Source organism: Luteimonas aestuarii (assembly GCF_004357985.1).
Classification (GTDB): Bacteria; Pseudomonadota; Gammaproteobacteria; order Xanthomonadales; family Xanthomonadaceae; genus Luteimonas; species Luteimonas aestuarii.
In genome coordinates this window covers 151,352-170,993 of sequence record NZ_SMTF01000003.1, presented here as the reverse complement: position 1 = coordinate 170,993, position 19,642 = coordinate 151,352, and the positions used below count along the sequence as shown (strand labels likewise).

The following is a 19,642-nucleotide window of genomic DNA, read 5'->3' as shown; positions in this document are numbered from 1 at the left end:
GCGCGGGAGAACGTCCCTAGTTCGCCCACGGCCGCGACAGCGACAGCCGGACCTGCTGCACGCCCGGCAGGCTGCGCAGCGCCGGGGGCAGGTCGGCGGCCACGCGCACGCCATGGCTGCCGTTGACGTCCAGCTTGCCGGTGCTGCCGCTGGGCGAAAGCAGCTCGTAGCGCAGCGGCGTCTTGCCCGGCCGGTGCTGCGCGAACAGCGATTCCACCTGGCGCAGCGACTCGGGCACGCGCAGGTCCAGCTGCAGCGACAGCCCGTTGGCGTGCTGCTGGCAGACCTGCTCGTAATCCCAGCAGCGGCGGGCGCGCAGCGCGAAGCCGCCGCTGAATTCGTCCTCGCGCAGCCCGCCCTCGATCACCAGGATGCGGTCGCGGGTCAGCAGCGCGGCATTGGTGAAGTAGTCCTCGGCGAAGAACGCGCATTCCAGGCGGCCGCGTCCGTCCTCGATCAGCACGAAGGCCTGAGAATCCCCGCGTTTGCGCATCGCGATCACCTGGCCGGCGACCACCACGGTCGTCTCCGGGCGCCAGCCGCGCGACTCGGAGGGCGAACGCGCCGCCCACAGCGCGTCCAGCTGCCCCAGGTCGTGGCCGACCAGCGCCTTCAGGTCGTCGCGGTAGGGGTCCAGCGGATGGCCGCTGAGGTAGTGGCCCAGCGTGTCGCGCTCGCCGTCGAGCATCTGCTTCAACGGCCAGTCGCCGCAGGTGGGCAGGTCGATGTGGATGTCGGGGGCGCCTGCCGCATTGCCGAACATGTCGACCATGCCGGCGGCGCGGTTGCGCGCGATCTGCTCGGTGGCCTTCAATACCTCGGGCAGTTGCAGCATCAGCGAGGCGCGGTTGGGCGCCAGCGCATCCAGCGCACCCGCATGGATCAATGCTTCCAGCGTGCGCCGGTTGAGCTTGCCGGTGTCGATGCGCTTGCAGAAATCCAGCAGGTCCTCGAACGCGGCCTCGCGGCGCGCCTCGACCACGGACTCGCAGGCGCCGCGGCCCACGCCCTTCACCGCGCCCAGGCCGTAGCGGATGGTGTCGCTGTCGATGGCTTCGAACATGTACGCCGATGCGTTGACGTCCGGCGGCAGCACGGTCAGTCCCATCGCCCTGGCCTCGGTGAGGAAGCCCACCACCTTGTCGGTGTTGTCCATGTCGGAGGACAGCACCGCGGCCATGAACTCGGCCGGGTAATGCACCTTCAGCCACGCGGTCTGGTAGGCCACCAGCGCATAGGCGGCCGAGTGCGACTTGTTGAAGCCGTACTCGGCGAACTTCTCCATCAGGTCGAAGATCTGCGTGGCGGTGCGCGCATCCACGCCGTTGTCGGCCGCGCCGGCCTCGAACTTCGCGCGCTCCTTGGCCATTTCCTCGGCCTTCTTCTTGCCCATCGCGCGGCGCAGCAGGTCGGCGCCGCCCAGCGAATAGCCGGCCAGCACCTGGGCGATCTGCATCACCTGTTCCTGGTACACGATCACGCCGTAGGTCGGCGACAGCACCGGCTCCAGCGCCGGGTGCGGATAACTGACGTCCTCAAGTCCATGCTTGCGGTCGCACCATTGCTTGTCCATCCCGCTGCCCAGCGGGCCGGGACGGAACAGCGCCGCGAGCGCGATGATGTCCTCGAACGTGTCGGGCTTCGCGCGCTTGAGCAATTCGCGCATGCCGCGCGATTCGAACTGGAACACCGCAACGGTATCGCCGCGCGCGAACAACTCGTAGCTGGCGGTATCGTCGAGCGGCAGTGCGGCGATGTCGAGTGGCGCTTCGCCCTTTGCGGAACGACGCGCATTGACCGCTTTCACCGCCCAGTCGATGATGGTCAGCGTGCGCAGGCCGAGGAAGTCGAACTTCACCAGGCCGATCGATTCCACGTCGTCCTTGTCGAACTGGGTGACCGGGTTGCGGCCGCGGCCGCCCTCGTCGTGTTCGGCGAACAACGGGCAGAAATCCGACAGCGGCGACGGCGCGATCACCACGCCGCCGGCGTGCTTGCCGGCGTTTCGGGTCAGGTCCTCCAGCTGCAGCGCCAGGTCGACCAGGTCGCGCACCTCGTCCTCGGACTCGTAGCGCTCCTTGAATTCGGCGACCACGTACGAGGCGTCCTTCTGCGCGCGCTGGCTGCGGCCGATGGCGTCTTCCAGCGACAGCGGATCGGCCGGCTGCAGCGGGATCAGCTTGGCCAGGCCATCGACGAAGCCGTAGGGGTGGCCCAGCACGCGGCCGGCATCGCGCAGCACCGCCTTCGCGGCCATGGTGCCGTAGGTGATGATCTGGCTGACCCGGTCGCGGCCGTACTTCGCGGCGACGTAGTCGATCACCTCGTCGCGGCGATCCATGCAGAAGTCGATGTCGAAGTCCGGCATCGACACGCGTTCGGGGTTGAGGAAGCGCTCGAACAGCAGGTCGTACGGCAGCGGGTCGAGGTCGGTGATGCCCAGCGCCCACGCCACCAGCGAACCGGCGCCCGAGCCGCGGCCCGGGCCGACCGGGATGCCGTGGTCCTTCGCCCAGTTGATGAAGTCGGCCACGATCAGGAAGTACCCCGGGAACCCCATGCCGACGATGACGTCGAGTTCGCGTTCCAGCCGCGCGTCGTAGTCGGCGCGGGTGTGGCCCGGTGCCAGCGGATGCTTCTCCAGCCGCGTGGCCAGGCCGCGGCGAGCCTCGCTGCGGATCCAGGTCTCCAGCGTCTCGTCGGACGGCACCGGGAAGGCCGGCAGGTAGTAAGTCCCCAGCCGCAGCTCAAGGTTGCAGCGCTGCGCGAGCGCGATGCTGTTGTCGATCGCGTCCGGCACGTCGGCGAACAGTTCCGCCATCTCGTCGCTGGATTTCAGGTACTGGTCGGCCGAGTAGTCCTTGGGTCGCTTCGGGTCATCCAGCACGCGGCCGGAGGCGATGCACACGCGCGCTTCGTGCGCTTCGAAGCCCTCGGCGTCGAGGAAGCGCACGTCGTTGCTGGCAATGACCGGGATGCCGCGTTGCGCCGACGCGTTCAGCGCGAAGGCATTGAAGGCCGCCTCGCCGTCCAGCCCGCAGCGGGTGATCTCGAGGAACAGGCGCTCGTCGAAGCTGCGCTGCCAGTCGGCGAGCCATTGGCTGGCTAGGTCGTCGCGTCCCGAGGCCAGCAACCGTCCGCCGGCAGTGTGCCGCCCCGCGAGTGCGAACAGACCCGTGTTCGCGTCGCGCAGCCACTCCGGACGCACCACCACGCCATCGTGGCGATGGCCTTCCATCCAGCCGCGCGTCAGCAGCCGCGACAGCGACAGGTAACCGTCGCGGTCGCGGCAGAGCAGGGTCAGCGGCCAGGCGGCCTCGTCGCCATCGGCCACCATCACGTCGGCCCCGGCGATCGGCTTCAGCCCGGCGCCCTCGGCCGCGCGGTAGAACTTGACCAGCGAGAACAGGTTGTTGCGGTCGGTGATGGCCACCGAAGGCTGGCCATGGGCAGCGCAGCGCGCAACGAGCTCCGGGATGCGGATCGTCGAATCGGCCAGCGAATACTCGCTGTGGAGGTGGAGATGGACGAAGCGGCGGGACATCGCTGGAACCGTGCGATTCAGCGATCAGGGTAGGGCCGGTTTCCGGGCCGGGCAAGGCTTGACAGGCCGGGCGTGCCGGCTTCCGCCAGACGCTGCGGATTCTGCTCCGCGCGGGCCGGGACGCGGCATGCCGGATGCGCGAGTGGCGACGTTCCCGCGACGCGGCATGGGCCGGTCGGTCCGGAACGGGACCTGCCCCCGGCCGGCGCGGTCGTCGGGACGGGCGATCACTTCACGTACAGTCGATGTGGCTTCAGGTTGCCGGGGCTGTAGAGCAGGGCGATCCGTCCGTCCAGGGTCGGGCGAGCGGTGATGGCCATGAAGCTGGGTTTGTGCAGCAGCTTGAACCGGAGCGGCCCGTCGCCGGTGTCGACCCGGTAATAGACCATGTGCACGGGATGGAATCCGAACACGAAATGATTGCCCGAACTCCGGTTGCCGACGATCGCACTGTCTTCGACGTTGCTGGCGTCCGGCATGCGTGGCACCGGCTGGCTGGCGTCGGAAAGCCGTTGCCGCAGGCGTTGGTGCGTGTCCGGTGTGGCGGCACCGGCCTCGAAAAGCAGCAGTTCCCGGCGTTGCCCTGTGCGCAGCAGGAAGCGATGGCCGTCGTCGTCCCCGCCATCGATGCGGCCGATGCTGTCGGCGCGGTCGATCCTGCGCGCGATGGCCTGCGCATCGTTGCTGGGCGTGCATCTATAGGCCGAAGGGTCGTCGTCACCCTGCGCTGGGGAGTCGGTATCGTCCCGGGACGGGATGTGCGACGGAGAAGGCGACGCCGTCAGCAGCACGCACGGAACGGGCTGGACGCGTCGCGTCGCGGGCGAAACACGGAATGTGTCGAGATAGATCTCCCCGTCGGTATCCAGGAACCTCATGTCCGGAGACTCCAGGTACATGTGGTGCCGGAGCGGCAGGGGCAGCGGAATCTCGCCAACGGGTTCGAAGCCGCTCCCGAAGATGCGGATCGAAACGCGATCCTCGCTGGTGTGCGAATGGATGTGCGGGTGTTGGGCGACGAGCACATAGGCTTCGTCCATGCCCTCGCGCCAGAAAACATCGCGGATCGATTCGCTGTCGTCGCCCAGGCGGACGAGGCTGCTGCCGGGCTGCGCGGCGAGCGTTTCGAAATCCGGCAATTCGGGATGCTTGTCGCCCTCGGGCCAGGTGTAGCCGCAGCCGGCAAGCGCCAGCACGGGCAGGAGGCATGCCAGCCGTCGCAGCGGTCGGCGCATGGGGCGCGGTGGGCGGGATGGATCGATCATCGCGGCGATGGCCTCGAATCCGGTATTACACGAGCAGGAGTTGCCGCACCGGGGCGAAGCCGCGCCGGTGATGGGGGCAGGGGCCGTGCGTTCGCAGCGCCGCCAGATGCGTCGCCGAAGGGTAGCCCTTGTGCCGGTCGAAACCGTAGACCGGGAACTCCGCGTGCAACGCCACCATCGCGCGGTCGCGGGCGACCTTGGCGAGGATCGAGGCGGCCATGATTGCCGGGTCGATGGCGTCGCCGCCGACCAGGGCTTCGGCAGGACAGGGCAGGTGCTTCGGCAGGCGATTGCCGTCGATGCGGGCGAAGGTCGCGGTCGGCGACAGGGCGCACAGTGCGCGGTGCATGCCGGTGAGCGTGGCCTGCAGGATGTTCAGCGCGTCGATCTCGTCGCGTTCGACGAACTCGATGCGATGCGCCAGCGCGCGTTCGACGATCAGCGGGAACAGCGCCTCGCGGCGCTTTTCGGTCAGCTTCTTGGAATCGTTCAGTCCTTCGATCGGCCGGGCCGGATCGAGGATGACGGCGGCCACGACCACCGGGCCGGCAAGCGGACCGCGCCCGGCTTCGTCCACGCCTGCGATCCGCAGGGTCATGGCGTCGCCATCAGTTCGGCGACCGCTTCGGCGGCGCTGGCCGAGGCGTCACGGCGCAGGGCGAGGTGCAGATCCCGATAGATCGGCTCAAGCGCGGCCACCGCGTCCTTGTCGTGGAACCATGCCAGCACCGTCGCTGCCAGCTTTTCCGGCGTGCAATCGTCCTGCATCAGTTCCGGGGCGATGGTGTCGCCGGCCAGCACGTTGGGCAGCGCGTAACGGTCGACCTTCAGCAGGCCCAGCGCCTTGACGATGCGGTAGGTGCTGGGTGCGATGCGATAACCGACGACCATGGGCCGCTTGGCGAGCATCGTTTCAAGCGTGGCCGTGCCCGAGGCCAGCAGCACCACGTCGGCGGCGACCATCGCTTCGCGCGCCTGTCCGTCCAGCAGCCGGACCTGTCCGGGGTGAAGCGGCGACGCGGCGATCTGCTGTTCGATGCGTTCGCGGCACGCGGGCGTGGCGACCGGGACCAGCACGCGCAACCCGTCGATCTGGTGGGAGACCTGCGCGGCGGCGGCCAGGAAGATCTCGCCCAAGCGCGTGATTTCGCCGATCCTCGATCCGGGCAGGACCGCGAGCACCGGGCCATCCTCGGCCAGCCCGAGTTCGATGCGCGCGCGCCGGCGATCCGGGTTGAGCGGCATGGCATCGGCCATGGGGTGGCCCACGAAGCGCGCATCGACGCCGTGCTGCGCATAGATCGCCGGCTCCATCGGGAACAGGCAGAGCACGCGGTCGGCGCTGCGGCCGATCTTCGCCGCGCGGCCCTGGCGCCACGCCCAGACCGATGGACTCACATAGTGGACGGTGCGAATGCCGCGGCGCTTGAGCTTGCGTTCGAGGCCCAGGTTGAAGTCGGGCGCGTCGATGCCGATGAACACGTCCGGCCGCCAGGCGAGCAGACGCTGGCGGAACTGCCTGCGCAAGCGCAACAGGCGTGGCAGGTGGGCCAGCACCTCGCTCAGCCCCATCACGGCGAGTTCCGACGCGTCGTGCCACGTGTCCATTCCGGCGGCGCGCATCGCAGGGCCCCCGATGCCGGCGAACTCCGCATCCGCGAAGCGTTCGCGCAGCCGTTCGGTCAGTCCTGCGCCGAGAATGTCACCCGAAGCTTCGCCGGCGCACAGTGCGATGCGCCGCGGTTGCGCGGTCACCGCAGCAGCGGCCTGTCGCCGCGTTCGATGAAGTCGAGGAATGCGCGGACATCCGCGCTGTCCCTGGCGATTTCGGCCAGCTGGGCCTTCGCGTCCTCGAGCTTGGCACCCGAGACGTACAGCGCCCGGTAGGCGCGCTTGATGGCTGCAGTGCGTCCCGCATCGAAGCCACGCCGCTTGAGCCCTTCGGCATTGATGCCGCGGGGGCGGCCGTAGCCATCCTGCGCCACCGTGACGAACGGCGGCACGTCGCCATTGACCAGTGCACCCATGCCGATGAATGCATGCGCGCCGATGCGGCAGAACTGGTGGATGCCGGCGAAACCGCTGAGGATGACATGGTCGCCGATCTCGACATGCCCGGCCAGCGTGGCGTTGTTGGAGAACACGCAATGGTTGCCGACGATGCAGTCGTGGGCGACGTGCGTGTAAGCGAGGAACCAGTTGTCGTGGCCGATGCGGGTGATGCCGCCGCCGTCGCCCGTGCCGCGGTTGAGCGTGACGAACTCGCGTACCAGGTTGCGGTCGCCGATCTCGAGTTCCACGCGTTCGCCGCGGAACTTCTTGTCTTGCGGCTCACCGCCGATCGCGGCATGGCCGATGATGCGGTTGTCGCGGCCGATGCGGGTCGGGCCGTGTACGCTGCAGTGCGGACCGACGTGCGTGCCATCGCCGATCTCGACGTCGGCGCCGATCACCGTGAACGCGCCTATCGTCACGCCCTCGCCCAGGCGGGCGCCCGGATCGATGAAGGCGGTGGGATGGATGCGCGCGCCGGTCATGTCACTCGCGCACTTCGGCGCAGAGGATGTCGGCGCAGGCCACTTGCTCGCCGTCCACCCGCGCCACGCCGCAGTACAGGGTCATGTTGCGGATTTCGCGCTTCACTTCGACCTCCAGGTCGAGGCGGTCGCCGGGCACCACCATCCGCGAGAACTTCGCGTTGTCCACCTTGACCAGGTAGGACAGGCGTCCTGCAAGTCCGCCGCCGTGGGTGAGCTGGGTGAGCACGCCGCCGGCCTGCGCCAGCGCCTCGATCACCAGCACGCCGGGCATCACCGCGTGCGCGGGGAAGTGGCCGAGGAAGAAGTGCTCGTTGATGCTGACGTTCTTGTAGCAGCGGACGCGCTTGCCGGCCTCGAACTCGACCACGCGATCGACCAGCAGGAAGGGATAACGGTGCGGCAGCAGCTTCTGGATGCCCTCGATGTCGATCGGCAGCTTGACGTCCTGGTTCATTCCTCCCCCTTGTCCTTCCTGTTGTGTGCGGCCACGTCGCGCGCCAGCCGGTCGAGCTGGCGGAACCGGGCCGCGTTGCGGCGCCATTCGCGATTGTCCATCAGTGGCGTTCCGGAAGAATACTCCCCCGGCTCGCGGATGCTGCCGGTGACCAGGCTCATGGCGGTCACGGTGACGCGATCGCAGATCTCGATGTGGCCGACGATGCCGGCGGCACCGCCAATCAGGCAGTAGCGGCCGATGCGCGTACTGCCTGCCACCGCCGCGCAACCGGCGATCGCGGTATGTGCGCCGATGCACACGTTGTGGCCGATCTGGATCTGGTTGTCGAGGCGGACGTCGTGCTCCAGCTCGGTATCGTCCAGCGCGCCCCGGTCGATGGTGGTGTTGGCACCGATCTCGCAGTCGTCGCCGATGCGCACGCCGCCCAGCTGCGGCACCTTGATCCAGTGGGGCTCACCGCCCGGCGTGCGCGCGAGTGCAATGCCGAAACCGTCCGCGCCCAGCACCGCCCCGGGATGCACCAGCACCCGCTTGCCGAGGCGAACGCGCCTGACGAGGGTGACGCGAGCGACCAGTTCGCAGCCTTCGTCCACGGCGCAATCCTCGCCCAGCACGCAACCCGCGCCGATGCGCGCGCGGGCAGCCACTTGCGTTCGCGCGCCAATGCTGGTGTACGGACCGATGCTGGCATCGGGGTGCACGCTTGCGGTCGGGTCGACGACTGCGCTCGGATGGATGCCGGGCTGCGTCGCCGGGCGTGCCTCGAACAGCGCCGCGATGCGCGCGAAGGCGACATACGGGTCGTCGGCGAGCAGGGCCGTGCCGGTGTAGCCCTCGGCATCGGCTTCGCGCATGACCACGATCCCCGCCTTGCAGTCGGCCAATTGGCCCCGGTACTTCGGGTTGGCGAGGAAGGCCAGGTCGACGGCACCGGCATTCGCCAGCGTGGCCACGCCGCGGACGGACACTTCGGGATCCCCGTGGACGGCCAGCCCGAACCGTTCGGCCAGTGCTGACGCGGTGTAGCCGGTCACGTCGCCAGACATGGATTACGCCGGCGTCAGAACGCGCCGCCGAAGGTGAATTGCAAGCGCTCCAGCTCGTCACCTTGCTGCGTGATGTTCCCGTTTTCGTCGCGGATGGCGTCCTTGCTCCGCAGCGGCATGGAGTAGCTGATCGAAATCGGACCGACCGGGGCGCGCCACATCAGCGCAATGCCGGCCGAAGCACGCAGTTCGCTGCTTTCGAACGCATCCACGTCCTTGAATACGTTGCCCACGTCGACGAACGCAGACACGCGTGCCGCCGGCGACTTGATCAGTTGCGGGAAGAACATCTCGACCGAACCGATGGTTTTCAGCGCGCCACCGATCGGCTGCTGGAAGGTGCTGTTGAACGCGGCTTCGCGCGGGCCGAGCGTGTTGTCGCGGAAGCCACGTACCGAGCGCGCGCCGCCGGCGTAGAAGTTCTCGAAGAACGGCAGGCCGCTGGCCACGAGGGTCCGGGAGAACTGGGAGCCCGGCCCACAGCCGTCCGATCCGGTGCCGCCAGGAACATCGTTGGGGTCGCCAGCGCCCGGTGGCGGCAACGGCTGGCCGGGCAGCGACTGGCAGATCGTGCGGCTTACGTCGGAGCCGTAGCTGTCGCCATAGCCGAGTTCGAAGCGGGTATTGAGCACCAGCGCGCGATTGATCGGCCAGTATCTGGAGAACTCGTAGTTGATCTTGTAGTACTCGGCGGTCGAACCCGGCAGTGTGGCTTCCAGCGAGACGCGCTGCAGGGTGCCCCGGGTCGGCTGCAGGAAATCGTTGCGCGAGTCTCGCGCCCATGCCAGTTCGCCGCGCCAGGCGTGGAAGGTGCGCTGGCCGATGGCGTCGATGTAATCGACGATCGACTGCGGGGTGCTGCCCGGGAACGCGAAGATCTGGTTGCGGTCGATGCCGAACAGGGCCGAGACCGAATCTGTTTCGGTGATCGGAATGCCGAGGATGGTTTGTGCCGCCGCGCTGGTCGACGAGTATTGCGCGGTGTTGAACTCGGAGTTGTCGAACTCGCGCCACCACAGGTTGTAGCCCAACTGCAGGCCTTCATCGGTGAAGTACGGGTTCATGTACGAGAACGAGTAGCGCTGCAGGTACACGTTGCGCTGGGCCGCGACCGAGACCCGGTTGCCGCTGCCGAGGAAGTTGTCCTGCGACAGCTGGATCGACGTGGTCATGCCGCTGAGCTGCGAGTAGCCGAGGCCGAACACGAAGCTGCCGGAGGTGGTTTCCTTGACGCTGACCACCACGTCGACCTCGTCGCTGCTGCCCGGGACCGGCTGGGTCTCGATGTTGACGCTGCCGGATTCGAAGTAGCCCAGGCGCTGCAGGCGGACCTTCGAACGGTCCACCGCGGCCTGCGAATACCACGAGCCCTCGAACTGGCGCATCTCGCGCCGCATCACTTCGTCGGAGGTACGGGTGTTGCCGCGGAACACCACGCGACGCACGTTCACGCGCGGGCCGGGAACGACCTGCAGGTTGATGGCGATGGTGCGGTTGGCGCGATCGACCTCGGGGATCGGGTTGACCTGCGCGAATGCGTAGCCCACGTTCGAGAGCGTGGCGATGATCGAATCGGTGGTGAATTCCAGCAGCGCCCGCGAGAACGTCTGGTCGGCGCGGACCAGCAACAGCCGTTCCAGGTCTTCCTTCGGCAATACCGTGTCGCCGGTCAGCTCGACCGAGGAAATGGTGTAGACCTCGCCCTCGGTGATGCCGGCGCTGATGTACATGTCGCGCTTGTCGGGGCTGATCGCCACCTGGGTGCTGTCGATGCTGAAGTCGACGTAGCCGCGGTCGAGGTAGAAGTTGTGCAGCTTTTCCAGGTCGCCGGACAGCTTTTCCTTGGAATACTGGTCGTCGCGACGGTACCAGCTGAGCCAGTTGCTCACGCCGGATTCCCAGTTGTCGGTGACGTCGTCGAACTCGAAGGTCTCGTTGCCGACCAGGTTGATGTGGCGGATCTTCGCCGCCTTGCCTTCCTCGACCGCGATGGTCACGTCGACGCGGTTGCGGTCGAGCGATGACACGGTCGGGGTGATCGCGACGTTGTACTTGCCGCGGTTGTTGTACTGGCGGGTCAGCTCCTGGGTTACCCGGTCCAGTGCGAGGCGGTCGAAGGTCTCGCCCTCGGACAGGCCGATGTCGGACAGGCCGCGGGTCAGGTCCTCGGTCTTGATGTCCTTGTTGCCGGTGATGGTCAAGCGGTTGATCGCCGGGCGCTCGGTGACCGTGACCACGAGGATGTCGCCCTGCCGCGCGAAGCGGATGTCCTCGAAGAAACCGGTGCCGTAGAGGCGGCGCATGGCTTCGCCGATGCGGGTCTGGTCGACGGTGTCGCCACGCTCGATCGGCAGGTAGGTGAACACGGTGCCGGCGCCGATGCGCTGCAGGCCGTCGACGCGGATGTCGCTGACGGTGAACTGGCTGGCGCCGGCAGGGGCGACGGATGCAGGGGGCTGCTGGCCGGCCGTCTGGGCCCAGGCCGGGGCGGCAATGGCCGTGGCGAGGGCGAGGGCGATCAAGCGGCGGGCAGGAGTACGCGTCATCTATCGGATCCGGATTGGGGATTGCACCGTCGCGGGACACGCAACGGCGGGGTCATGGGCAGGCATCAGCGCACCAGTTGGATGATGTCGTTGTAGAACGCCAGGCCCATCAGGCTCGCCAGCAGTACCAGGCCGACATATTGCCCGGCCGCCATCGCACGGTCGCTTAACGGGCTGCCCTTGACCAACTCGATAAGGTAATACATCAGGTGACCCCCGTCCAAGAGCGGGATCGGCAGCAGGTTGAGGATCGCCAGACTGAGCGACAGCAGGGCGAGGATGGTCAGGTACCAGGCCACGCCCTGCTGGGCGTAGCTGTTGGCGGCGCGGGCGATGGTCACGGGGCCGGCGACGGTGTTCTCCACCGCCAGGCGGCCGCTGAATGCGCGGCCAACCATGCCCACCAGCTGCCCGGTGAGGTGGCCGACTTCGCGGAGTGCCGCGGGAACGGCCGCGACCGGGCCATAGCGCTGCAGGGCATCCTTGGGCGGCAGTTCCAGGTTGCGAGGCGCCTCGATGCCCAGCCGCCAGCCCATCGTGCCATCGCCCTGTTCCACGGGATCGGGCTGGATCGGGAACGCCATGCGTTCGCCGTCGCGGGTGACTTCGACCATCGCATCGCCGCCGCGCTCGCCCAGGGCGCGGACTTCGGCGGCCATGGTCTCGAAGCTGTCCACCGGGCGCCCGTCGATGGCCGTCACCACGTCGCCCTCGGCCAACTGGCCCCAGGCCGGTGAATCCGGCAGCACGCGGCCGATCACGGCCGGCATCACCCCATGGCGCGGGGTCAGGCCGATGCTCTGCACCACGCGGCGCTGGTCGAAGCCTTCCGGCAGCCGCGACAGTTCCAGCGTCAGCGGTCGAGCATTGCCCTGCGCGTCGGTCACCCGCATGGACACGTCGCGGCGGTCCAGCGCATGGGGCAGCAGGGCCATCTGCAGCTCCATCCAGGTCGGCGTGGCGCGATCGCCGACACGATCCACCACGTCGCCGGCGCGCAGCCCGGACACCGCGGCGATGCCGTCGGCGCGGCCCAGTGCGGGCGCGTAGTCGGGACGGCCGACCACGAACATCGCCCACAGCAGCAGGAAACACAGCAGCAGGTTGGCGGCAGGGCCGGCCGCGACGATCGCGATGCGCTTCCACACCGACTGCCGGTTGAAGGCCTGCGGCGCGTCGGCGGCCGGCACCTCGTACTCGCGCTCGTCGAGCATCTTCACGTAGCCGCCCAGCGGGATGGCGGCGACGCGGTACTCGGTGCCGTCGCGGGCGGTGCGCGACCACAGCGCGCGGCCGAACCCCACCGAGAAGCGCAACACCTTCACGCCGCAGCGCCGGGCCACCCAGTAGTGGCCGAACTCGTGGAAGGTCACCAGGATGCCGAGGCTGACCAGCAACCACCACACCGAGCCGAGGAAATCAGTCATTGCAGGGGCTCATGGCGAGGGTTCATGCGAAGGCACCGCTGGCGATGGCCGACTCCGCGTGCCGCCGTGCACGCGCGTCGACGTCCCGCAGCATCGCCAGCGACTCCGCGGGACAGGAGGGAAGGGCCGCAAGCGTCTGTTCGACCAGTGCGGGGACCGACAGGAAACCGATGCGGCCCTGAAGAAAGGCTGAAACCGCGACTTCATTGGCGGCATTGAGCACCGCCGGCGCGGTGCCGCCGGCGTCCATGGCCTCGCGGGCCAGGCGCAGGCACGGGAACGTGTCCAGGTCCGGTGGCTCGAACTCCAGCCGTCCCTGCGCCAGCAGGTCGAGCGCGTCCACGCCCGAGGCCAGCCGCTGCGGCCAGCCCAGCCCCACCGCCAGCGCGGTGCGCATGTCGGGCAGGCCCAGCTGCGCCAGCATCGAGCCATCGACGAACGACACCAGCGCGTGCACCAGGCTTTGCGGATGCACCAGCACGTCCAGGCGGTCGCCCGTCAGTCCGAACAGGTGGTGGGCTTCGATCAGCTCCAGCCCCTTGTTCATCAGCGTGGCCGAATCGACCGAGATCTTCGGGCCCATCGACCATTTCGGGTGCGCCACGGCCTGCTCCGGCGTGACCCGCGCAAGGTCCGCGCGCGTGCGTCCGCGGAACGGCCCGCCCGATGCGGTCAGGGCGATGCGCTGCACGCCGCCATGCGCGCCGCCGCCGTGCAGGCACTGGAAGATGGCGTTGTGCTCGCTGTCGATCGGCACGATGTCGGCGCCTGCCTGTGCGGCTTCGGCCATCAGCAGCTCCCCGGCGAGCACCAGGGACTCCTTGTTGGCCAGCAGCAGGCGCTTGCCCGCGCGTGCGGCGGCCAGCGTGGAATCCAGCCCGGCGGCGCCCACGATGGCCGCCACCACGGTGTCGCTGCCCCCTTCGGCGGCCAGTGCATCCAGTGCCTCCGCGCCGGCGTGGGCCTTCGTGGCCAGGCCCAGCGCCTGCAGGCCGTCGCGCAGGGCGGCGTGGCTGCGGGCATCGGCCACCACGGCGTGGTCGGGACGGTGCCGGGCGCACAGGGCCAGCAAGGCGTCGACGTTGCTACCCGCGGCCAGCACCGATGCGCGCAGGCGATTGGGATGGCGGGCAATCACGTCAAGCGCGGAGGCCCCGATCGACCCCGTCGCGCCCAGGACGGCGACGTGGCGCATCAACCGCCCACCCGCAGGGAGGGGCGGGTACGGCACGGGGCAAGGACCATGCACGGCGGCATGCTAGAACCCGAGCCAGATCTTGCCGACGGCGAACACCGGCAGCGCGGCCAGCACCCCGTCGATGCGGTCGAGCACGCCGCCGTGGCCCGGCAGCAGGGTGCCGGAATCCTTCACGCCGGCCTGCCGCTTGAGCAGGCTCTCGAACAGGTCGCCGAACACCGAGAACACCGCGGTCAGCAGGGCGACCAGCGCCACCAGCGGCAGCTCGACCAGCGAGGCGCCGGCCACGGGTGCCAGCAACAGTGCCACCAGCACGCCGGCGAGCAATCCACCCACCATGCCTTCGATGGTCTTGTTGGGGCTGATGGCCGGTGCCAGCTTGCGTCCCTTGGAGAACCTGCCGCCGAAGCGTCGCCCGGCGAAGTAAGCGCCGGTGTCCGCGGCCCAGACGATCATCAGCGCCAGCAGCAGCCAGACATGGCCCTGCGGCACCCAGGCAATGGCGCTGGGCGCGTTGTCGCTGGCATGGATCAGCGCCAGCGCACACCATGCCGGCACCACCGCCAGCGTGCCGGCAGCCAGCTTGAGCATGCAGTCGCGGGCATCGTGGCCCGTGCCGAAGGTGGGGCGGCGCAACCACAGCATCGAGGCCAGCCACCACGCCACGCCGGCCACGCTGGCAAGCTTGAACAGCACCAGTGAACCACCGCTGTCGTTGGGCGAAGCCCACACCAGCGCCGCCATCACCAGCAGGTTGGCCAGCAACAGCAGGCCGCGCGACAGGGAGTCGTCGATGCCGGCCAGGCGCAACCACTCCCACAGCGCCATCAGGAACACCACCGCCGTCACCGCCACCATCCACGGCGTGGGCAGCAGCAGCACCGCGGCAATGGCCAATGGCGCGATGATCAGCGCAGTGAGGACGCGGGTGCGGGTCATCGGGCGGATACCTCGGAAAGGGCTGCGGCGCCCTGCGCAAGTTGCGCGCTGGTCAGGCCGTAGCGGCGCTCGCGGCTGGCATAGGCCTGCAGCGCGGCCTGCAGCGCGGAAGCATCGAATTCAGGCCACAGGATGTCGGTGAACCACAGCTCGGTGTAGGCAAGCTGCCACAGCAGGAAGTTGCTGATGCGGATGTCGCCCCCGGTGCGGATGAACAGGTCCGGCGGCGGCAGGTCGGCCAGCGCCACCCGCGTGCCGAACACGGACTCGTCGATGTCCTCCGGGCGCAACCGGCCGGCCGCGACGTCTTCGGCCAGCGAGCGCGCGGCGTGCGCGATGTCCTGCCGGCCACCGTAGCTCGCGGCGATACCCAGATGCAGGCGGGTGTTGCCGGCGGTCAGGGATTCGGCGTGCTGCATTCGCGCGCGGATGGCGTCGCTGAAGCGTTGTCGCTCGCCGATGAAGCGCACGCGCACGCCGCGCCGGTGCAGTTCGTCCACCTCACGCTCCAGCGCGTTGAGGAACAGCTTCATCAGTGCACCGACTTCTTCCTCCGGCCTCCCCCAGTTCTCGCTGGAGAACGCGAACAACGTGAGCGCGGCGATGCCGCGCTCGAGGCAGAAATCGATGCAGGTGTTGACCGCGCGCGCGCCGGCGCGGTGCCCGATCATGCGCGGGCGCTTGCGCTGCGCCGCCCAGCGACCGTTGCCATCCATGATGATGGCGAGGTGGCGGGGCACCGCAGGCGGTGGAGTCACGATCGACATGGCGTCCGTGGCGGGCGCGGGCAGGCAGCCGCGCCGCTCAGACCGCCATCAGCTCGGTTTCCTTCGCCTTGACCACCTCGTCGACGTCCTTGATCGCCTTGTCGGTGATCTTCTGGATCTCATCCTCGCCCCGGCGCACGTCGTCCTCGGAGATCTGCTTGTCCTTCAGCAATTCCTTGACGGCCTGGTTGGCATCGCGACGGATATTGCGGATCGCGACCTTCGCGTCCTCGCCTTCCCCGTGCACGACCTTGGTCAGGTCCTTGCGGCGTTCTTCGGTCAGCGCCGGCAGGTTCAGGCGGATGGTGGTGCCGGCGGTGTTGGGAGTCAGGCCCAGGTCGGACGCCAGGATCGCCTTCTCCACCGCGCCCACCATGCCCTTGTCCCACGGGTTGATGACCAGCGAGCGTGCGTCGGCCACCGATACCGCCGCCACCTGCGACAGCGGCACGTCGCTGCCGTAGGCGTTTACGCGGATGGTGTCCACCAGCCCGGTGGAGGCGCGGCCGGTGCGGATCTTGACCAGGTTGTGGCGCAGGGCATCGATGCTCTTGGCCATGCGGGTCTGGGCGTCTTTCTTGATGTCGTTGAGCATCGGCGGCTCCGGGATCCTGTGCGTATAACCGTCGGATTATAGGGCGTGGGCCGGTTGGCGGTATTGCCGACAGGCCAACGGCGGGCGGCAGGCGCGCGAAGGGCGCCGGACTGGCCTGCTCGGGATGCGGGACTCAGTGGCCGGGCGTGCGGCCGCGGACCAGGGTGCCGATCGCCTCGCCCTTGAGGATACGCAGCAGTACGCCGGGCTGGGACATGTCGAAGATGCGCAGCGGCAGGTCGCTGTCGCGGCACAGGGCGAACGCGGCCGTGTCCATGACCTGGAGGTCGCGGCTGATCACGTCGTCGTAGGTCAGGCTGTCGAAGCGCACCGCATCGGCATGCTTCTTCGGGTCCTTGTCGTAGACGCCGTCGACCTTGGTGGCCTTGAGCAGCAGGTCGGCGCCGATCTCGATCGCGCGCAGCGCCGCGCCCGAGTCGGTGGTGAAGAACGGGTTGCCGGTGCCGGCGGCGAAGATGCCGATCCGGCCCTTCTCGAGGTGGCGGATGGCGCGGCGGCGGATGTAGTCCTCGCACACGTCGTTGATCTTGATCGCGCTCATCACGCGCACCCGCGCGCCGAGCTTTTCCAGTGCGTCCTGCATCGCCAGTGCGTTGATGACCGTGGCCAGCATGCCCATCTGGTCGCCGGTCACCCGGTCCATGCCGCCGGCCGCCAGGCCCGCGCCGCGGAAGATGTTGCCGCCGCCGATCACCACGCCCACCTCGGCCCCGGCCTGTTGCGCCTCGATCACTTCCCGCGCCAGCCGGGTGATGACCTTCGGGTCGATGCCGTAATCCTCGTCGCCCATCAACGCCTCGCCGGACAGTTTCAACAGGACGCGGCGATAGGCGAGTTGCGACATGGAAGGCTCCGGGCGGGCAAACGCGAGGATTCTAGCCGACGCGGGCAGTGGCGTCAGTGGCAAGCGGCGTCTGGGTTGCTCCGCAGTCTGGGCAGAGCGCATCTGGCCGCCCGCTTCCCGCACATCGACCCGCTTTGGCCTTTGGCCTTGATCTTCCTTGGGTCGAGTACCGCTCATCCAAGCCCGTAAGGCGGACATAACGAGATTCTTCTCGCGATCGAGGAGAAGGCACCGCCGCGCGGTGGCGCAGGCCCGATGCCACCGCAAGTCGCGGCCCGATATCCGCTTGGTTGCGGTGGTATCGAACCTGCGCTGCGGAGATCGTCGCGGGTTCGTCAGAAGCGGAACGACGTTGTTGTCATTGCTCCGGGCTTTCGTCAGGCGCGCTGGAGAACCAGGGGTGCCTGTCGTGGCCGCGCTGCCCAAGCGGATATCGGGCCGCGACTCGGCGCGGCCCCGGCAGGCGCCCCCTGCGTCCCCGGACTTGGAAGAAGCACCATGAAAAAGGCCGCGGGATCGCCGCGGCCTTCTTGCTTGCAACGGTGGTGCGTGGATCAGACCTGCATCGCCTTGGCGACTTCGGCGGCGTAATCCTCGACCACCTTCTCGATGCCTTCGCCCACGGCCAGGCGCTGGAAGCCGATGACTTCCGCACCGGCGGCCTTGAGCACGGCCTCGACGGTCTTGTCGGTGTCGAGCACGTAGGGCTGGCCGTACAGGCTGACCTCGTTGACGATCTTGGCGATCTTGCCGCCGATGATCTTCTCGAGGATCTCGGCCGGCTTGCTGCGATCCTTGTCGGACATCTTCGCCAGCTCGATTTCCTTTTCCTTGGCGATGAAGTCGGCCGGCACGTCGGACTGCTTGTTGTGCGGCGGGTTCATCGCGGCGATGTGCATCGCCAGGCCGCGCGCCAGGTCGGCATCGCCGCCCTTGACCTCGACCAGCACGCCGATCTTGCCGCCGTGCACGTAGGCGGCGACGTTGTTGGCGCTGTCGATCCGGGCCATGCGGCGCACCTGCACGTTCTCGCCGACCTTGGCGATCACGGCGGCGCGGGTTTCCTCGACGGTCTCGCCGGAGTCCAGCTTGACGGCCTTGAGGGCCTCGACGTCGCTGGCGCCGAGCGCGGCCCGGGCCACGGTCTCGGTGAAGCCGATGAAGTTGTCGTCCTTGGCCACGAAGTCGGTCTCGGAGTTGATCTCGACCAGCACGGCCTTGCCGTCGCTCTGCGCCGCGGCAATGCGGCCCTCGGCCGCGACGCGGCTGGCCTTCTTGTCGGCCTTGGCCAGGCCGGACTTGCGCAGGGCCTCAGCCGCGGCGTCGATGTCGCCGTTGTGCTCGGTGAGCGCCTTCTTGCACTCCATCATGCCGGCGCCGGTGCGCTCGCGCAGGTCCTTGACCAGGGATGCGGTGATTTCCATCGGGTACCTCGTATTCGTAATGGGGTCGGCGGGCGCGTGCCCGCCACATGCATGCTGTTGACGTGCGGCCACGTGGCCGCATTCGCAACCGCGACAGCGTGTCGCGGTTGCGTTGCGCGGCCGTTACTCGGCCGGCTTGGCGTCCGCGGCGTCGTCGGCCTTGGCTTCAGCGCTGGCTTCGGCCTTGGCTTCGCCTTCAGCTTCCTCGGACTTCTTCGCAGGCGCCTTGCGGGCCGGCTTGCGGGCCTTGTCGCCGTCGTTGAAGTCTTCCTCGCGGACCGTGGCCGCGCTCGGCGCGGCGGCCTTGCCTTCCAGCACGGCGTCGGCGGCGGCACGGGCGTAGAGCTGCACGGCGCGGATGGCGTCGTCGTTGCCCGGGATGGCGTAATCGACCAAGGCCGGGTCGTAGTTGGTGTCGACGACCGCGATCACCGGGATGCCGAGCTTCTTGGCTTCCTTGATGGCGATGTCTTCATGGCCGATGTCGATCACGAACAGCGCGTCGGGCAGGCGGTTCATCTCCTTGATGCCGCCCAGCGAGGCTTCCAGCTTGTCGCGCTCGCGGCGCAGGCCCAGCACTTCGTGCTTGACCAGCTTCTCGAAGGTGCCGTCGGTCTCGGCCGCTTCCAGCTCCTTCAGGCGCGACACCGACTTCTTCACCGTGGCGAAGTTGGTCAGCGTGCCGCCCAGCCAGCGCTGGGTCATGAACGGCATGCCGCAACGCTCGGCTTCTTCCTTGATCGGCTCGCGCGCGCTGCGCTTGGTGCCGATGAACAGGATCATGCCGCGCTTCTGCGCGATGCCGGAGATGAAGTTCATCGCGTCCGAGAACAGCGGGACGGTCTTTTCGAGGTTGATGATGTGGATCTTGCCGCGGGCACCGAAGATGTACGGCGCCATCTTGGGGTTCCAGTAGCGCGTCTGGTGGCCGAAGTGCACGCCGGCTTCCAGCATCTGGCGCATGGTGATCTGGGGCATTGCTTGTTACTCCTGACAGGGAACCGGCCGCCACGGCAAAGGGATGGGCGG

At 68.3% G+C, this 19,642-nt stretch carries 16 protein-coding genes; all 16 read right to left on the bottom strand.

Features of this window, described 5'->3' with window-relative positions; all coding sequences use genetic code 11:
* Positions 1 to 16: 16 nt before the first annotated feature.
* On the bottom strand, positions 17 to 3,544 hold the full coding sequence (dnaE, locus tag E2F46_RS05720) for a DNA polymerase III subunit alpha (RefSeq protein ID WP_133321128.1): 3,528 nt from the start codon (positions 3,542 to 3,544) through the stop codon (positions 17 to 19).
* 227 nt (positions 3,545 to 3,771) lie between these two features.
* Positions 3,772 to 4,779, bottom strand: coding sequence for an LPS-assembly lipoprotein LptE (locus E2F46_RS05715; protein ID WP_133321127.1), 1,008 nt, complete (start codon positions 4,777 to 4,779; stop codon positions 3,772 to 3,774).
* 55 nt (positions 4,780 to 4,834) lie between these two features.
* On the bottom strand, positions 4,835 to 5,407 hold the full coding sequence (rnhB, locus tag E2F46_RS05710; RefSeq protein ID WP_133321126.1) for a ribonuclease HII: 573 nt from the start codon (positions 5,405 to 5,407) through the stop codon (positions 4,835 to 4,837).
* Positions 5,404 to 6,606: a lipid-A-disaccharide synthase gene (gene lpxB / locus E2F46_RS05705; RefSeq protein WP_133321368.1), complete on the bottom strand. Its 1,203-nt coding sequence runs from the start codon at positions 6,604 to 6,606 to the stop codon at positions 5,404 to 5,406. The genes rnhB and lpxB overlap by 4 nt, the downstream gene beginning before the upstream one ends.
* Positions 6,561 to 7,346, bottom strand: coding sequence for an acyl-ACP--UDP-N-acetylglucosamine O-acyltransferase (gene lpxA, locus E2F46_RS05700; protein ID WP_133321125.1), 786 nt, complete (start codon positions 7,344 to 7,346; stop codon positions 6,561 to 6,563). The genes lpxB and lpxA overlap by 46 nt, the downstream gene beginning before the upstream one ends.
* 1 nt (position 7,347) lies before the next feature.
* Positions 7,348 to 7,803, bottom strand: a complete 456-nt coding sequence (gene fabZ, locus E2F46_RS05695) for a 3-hydroxyacyl-ACP dehydratase FabZ (protein WP_133321124.1) — start codon at positions 7,801 to 7,803, stop codon at positions 7,348 to 7,350.
* Positions 7,800 to 8,852 (bottom strand): UDP-3-O-(3-hydroxymyristoyl)glucosamine N-acyltransferase, encoded by a 1,053-nt coding sequence (gene lpxD / locus E2F46_RS05690; protein WP_133321123.1) that lies wholly within the window; start codon positions 8,850 to 8,852, stop codon positions 7,800 to 7,802. Before lpxD ends, fabZ begins: the two co-directional genes overlap by 4 nt.
* Before the next feature lie 14 nt (positions 8,853 to 8,866).
* Positions 8,867 to 11,398 carry an outer membrane protein assembly factor BamA gene (gene bamA / locus E2F46_RS05685; protein WP_133321122.1) on the bottom strand — a complete coding sequence of 844 codons (2,532 nt, stop codon included), beginning with the start codon at positions 11,396 to 11,398 and terminating at the stop codon, positions 8,867 to 8,869.
* A 65-nt stretch (positions 11,399 to 11,463) separates the two neighbouring features.
* Positions 11,464 to 12,825, bottom strand: a complete 1,362-nt coding sequence (gene rseP, locus E2F46_RS05680; RefSeq protein WP_133321121.1) for an RIP metalloprotease RseP — start codon at positions 12,823 to 12,825, stop codon at positions 11,464 to 11,466.
* A gap of 22 nt (positions 12,826 to 12,847) precedes the next feature.
* On the bottom strand, positions 12,848 to 14,020 hold the full coding sequence (gene dxr / locus E2F46_RS05675; protein WP_133321120.1) for a 1-deoxy-D-xylulose-5-phosphate reductoisomerase: 1,173 nt from the start codon (positions 14,018 to 14,020) through the stop codon (positions 12,848 to 12,850).
* Positions 14,021 to 14,083: 63 nt separating this feature from the next.
* Positions 14,084 to 14,962, bottom strand: a complete 879-nt coding sequence (locus E2F46_RS05670; protein ID WP_133321119.1) for a phosphatidate cytidylyltransferase — start codon at positions 14,960 to 14,962, stop codon at positions 14,084 to 14,086.
* On the bottom strand, positions 14,959 to 15,729 hold the full coding sequence (gene uppS / locus E2F46_RS05665; protein WP_133321118.1) for a polyprenyl diphosphate synthase: 771 nt from the start codon (positions 15,727 to 15,729) through the stop codon (positions 14,959 to 14,961). The genes E2F46_RS05670 and uppS overlap by 4 nt, the downstream gene beginning before the upstream one ends.
* A 37-nt stretch (positions 15,730 to 15,766) precedes the next feature.
* Positions 15,767 to 16,324: a ribosome recycling factor gene (gene frr / locus E2F46_RS05660; RefSeq protein WP_133321117.1), complete on the bottom strand. Its 558-nt coding sequence runs from the start codon at positions 16,322 to 16,324 to the stop codon at positions 15,767 to 15,769.
* Positions 16,325 to 16,457: 133 nt separating this feature from the next.
* Entirely contained in the window at positions 16,458 to 17,189 is a 732-nt protein-coding gene (gene pyrH / locus E2F46_RS05655; RefSeq protein WP_133321116.1) for a UMP kinase, read from the bottom strand.
* 554 nt (positions 17,190 to 17,743) lie between these two features.
* On the bottom strand, positions 17,744 to 18,613 hold the full coding sequence (gene tsf / locus E2F46_RS05650) for a translation elongation factor Ts (protein ID WP_133321115.1): 870 nt from the start codon (positions 18,611 to 18,613) through the stop codon (positions 17,744 to 17,746).
* A 123-nt stretch (positions 18,614 to 18,736) separates the two neighbouring features.
* Complete coding sequence (gene rpsB, locus E2F46_RS05645) at positions 18,737 to 19,591, bottom strand: 30S ribosomal protein S2 (protein WP_133321114.1); 855 nt, start codon at positions 19,589 to 19,591, stop codon at positions 18,737 to 18,739.
* Between the last annotated feature and the right edge of the window lie 51 nt (positions 19,592 to 19,642).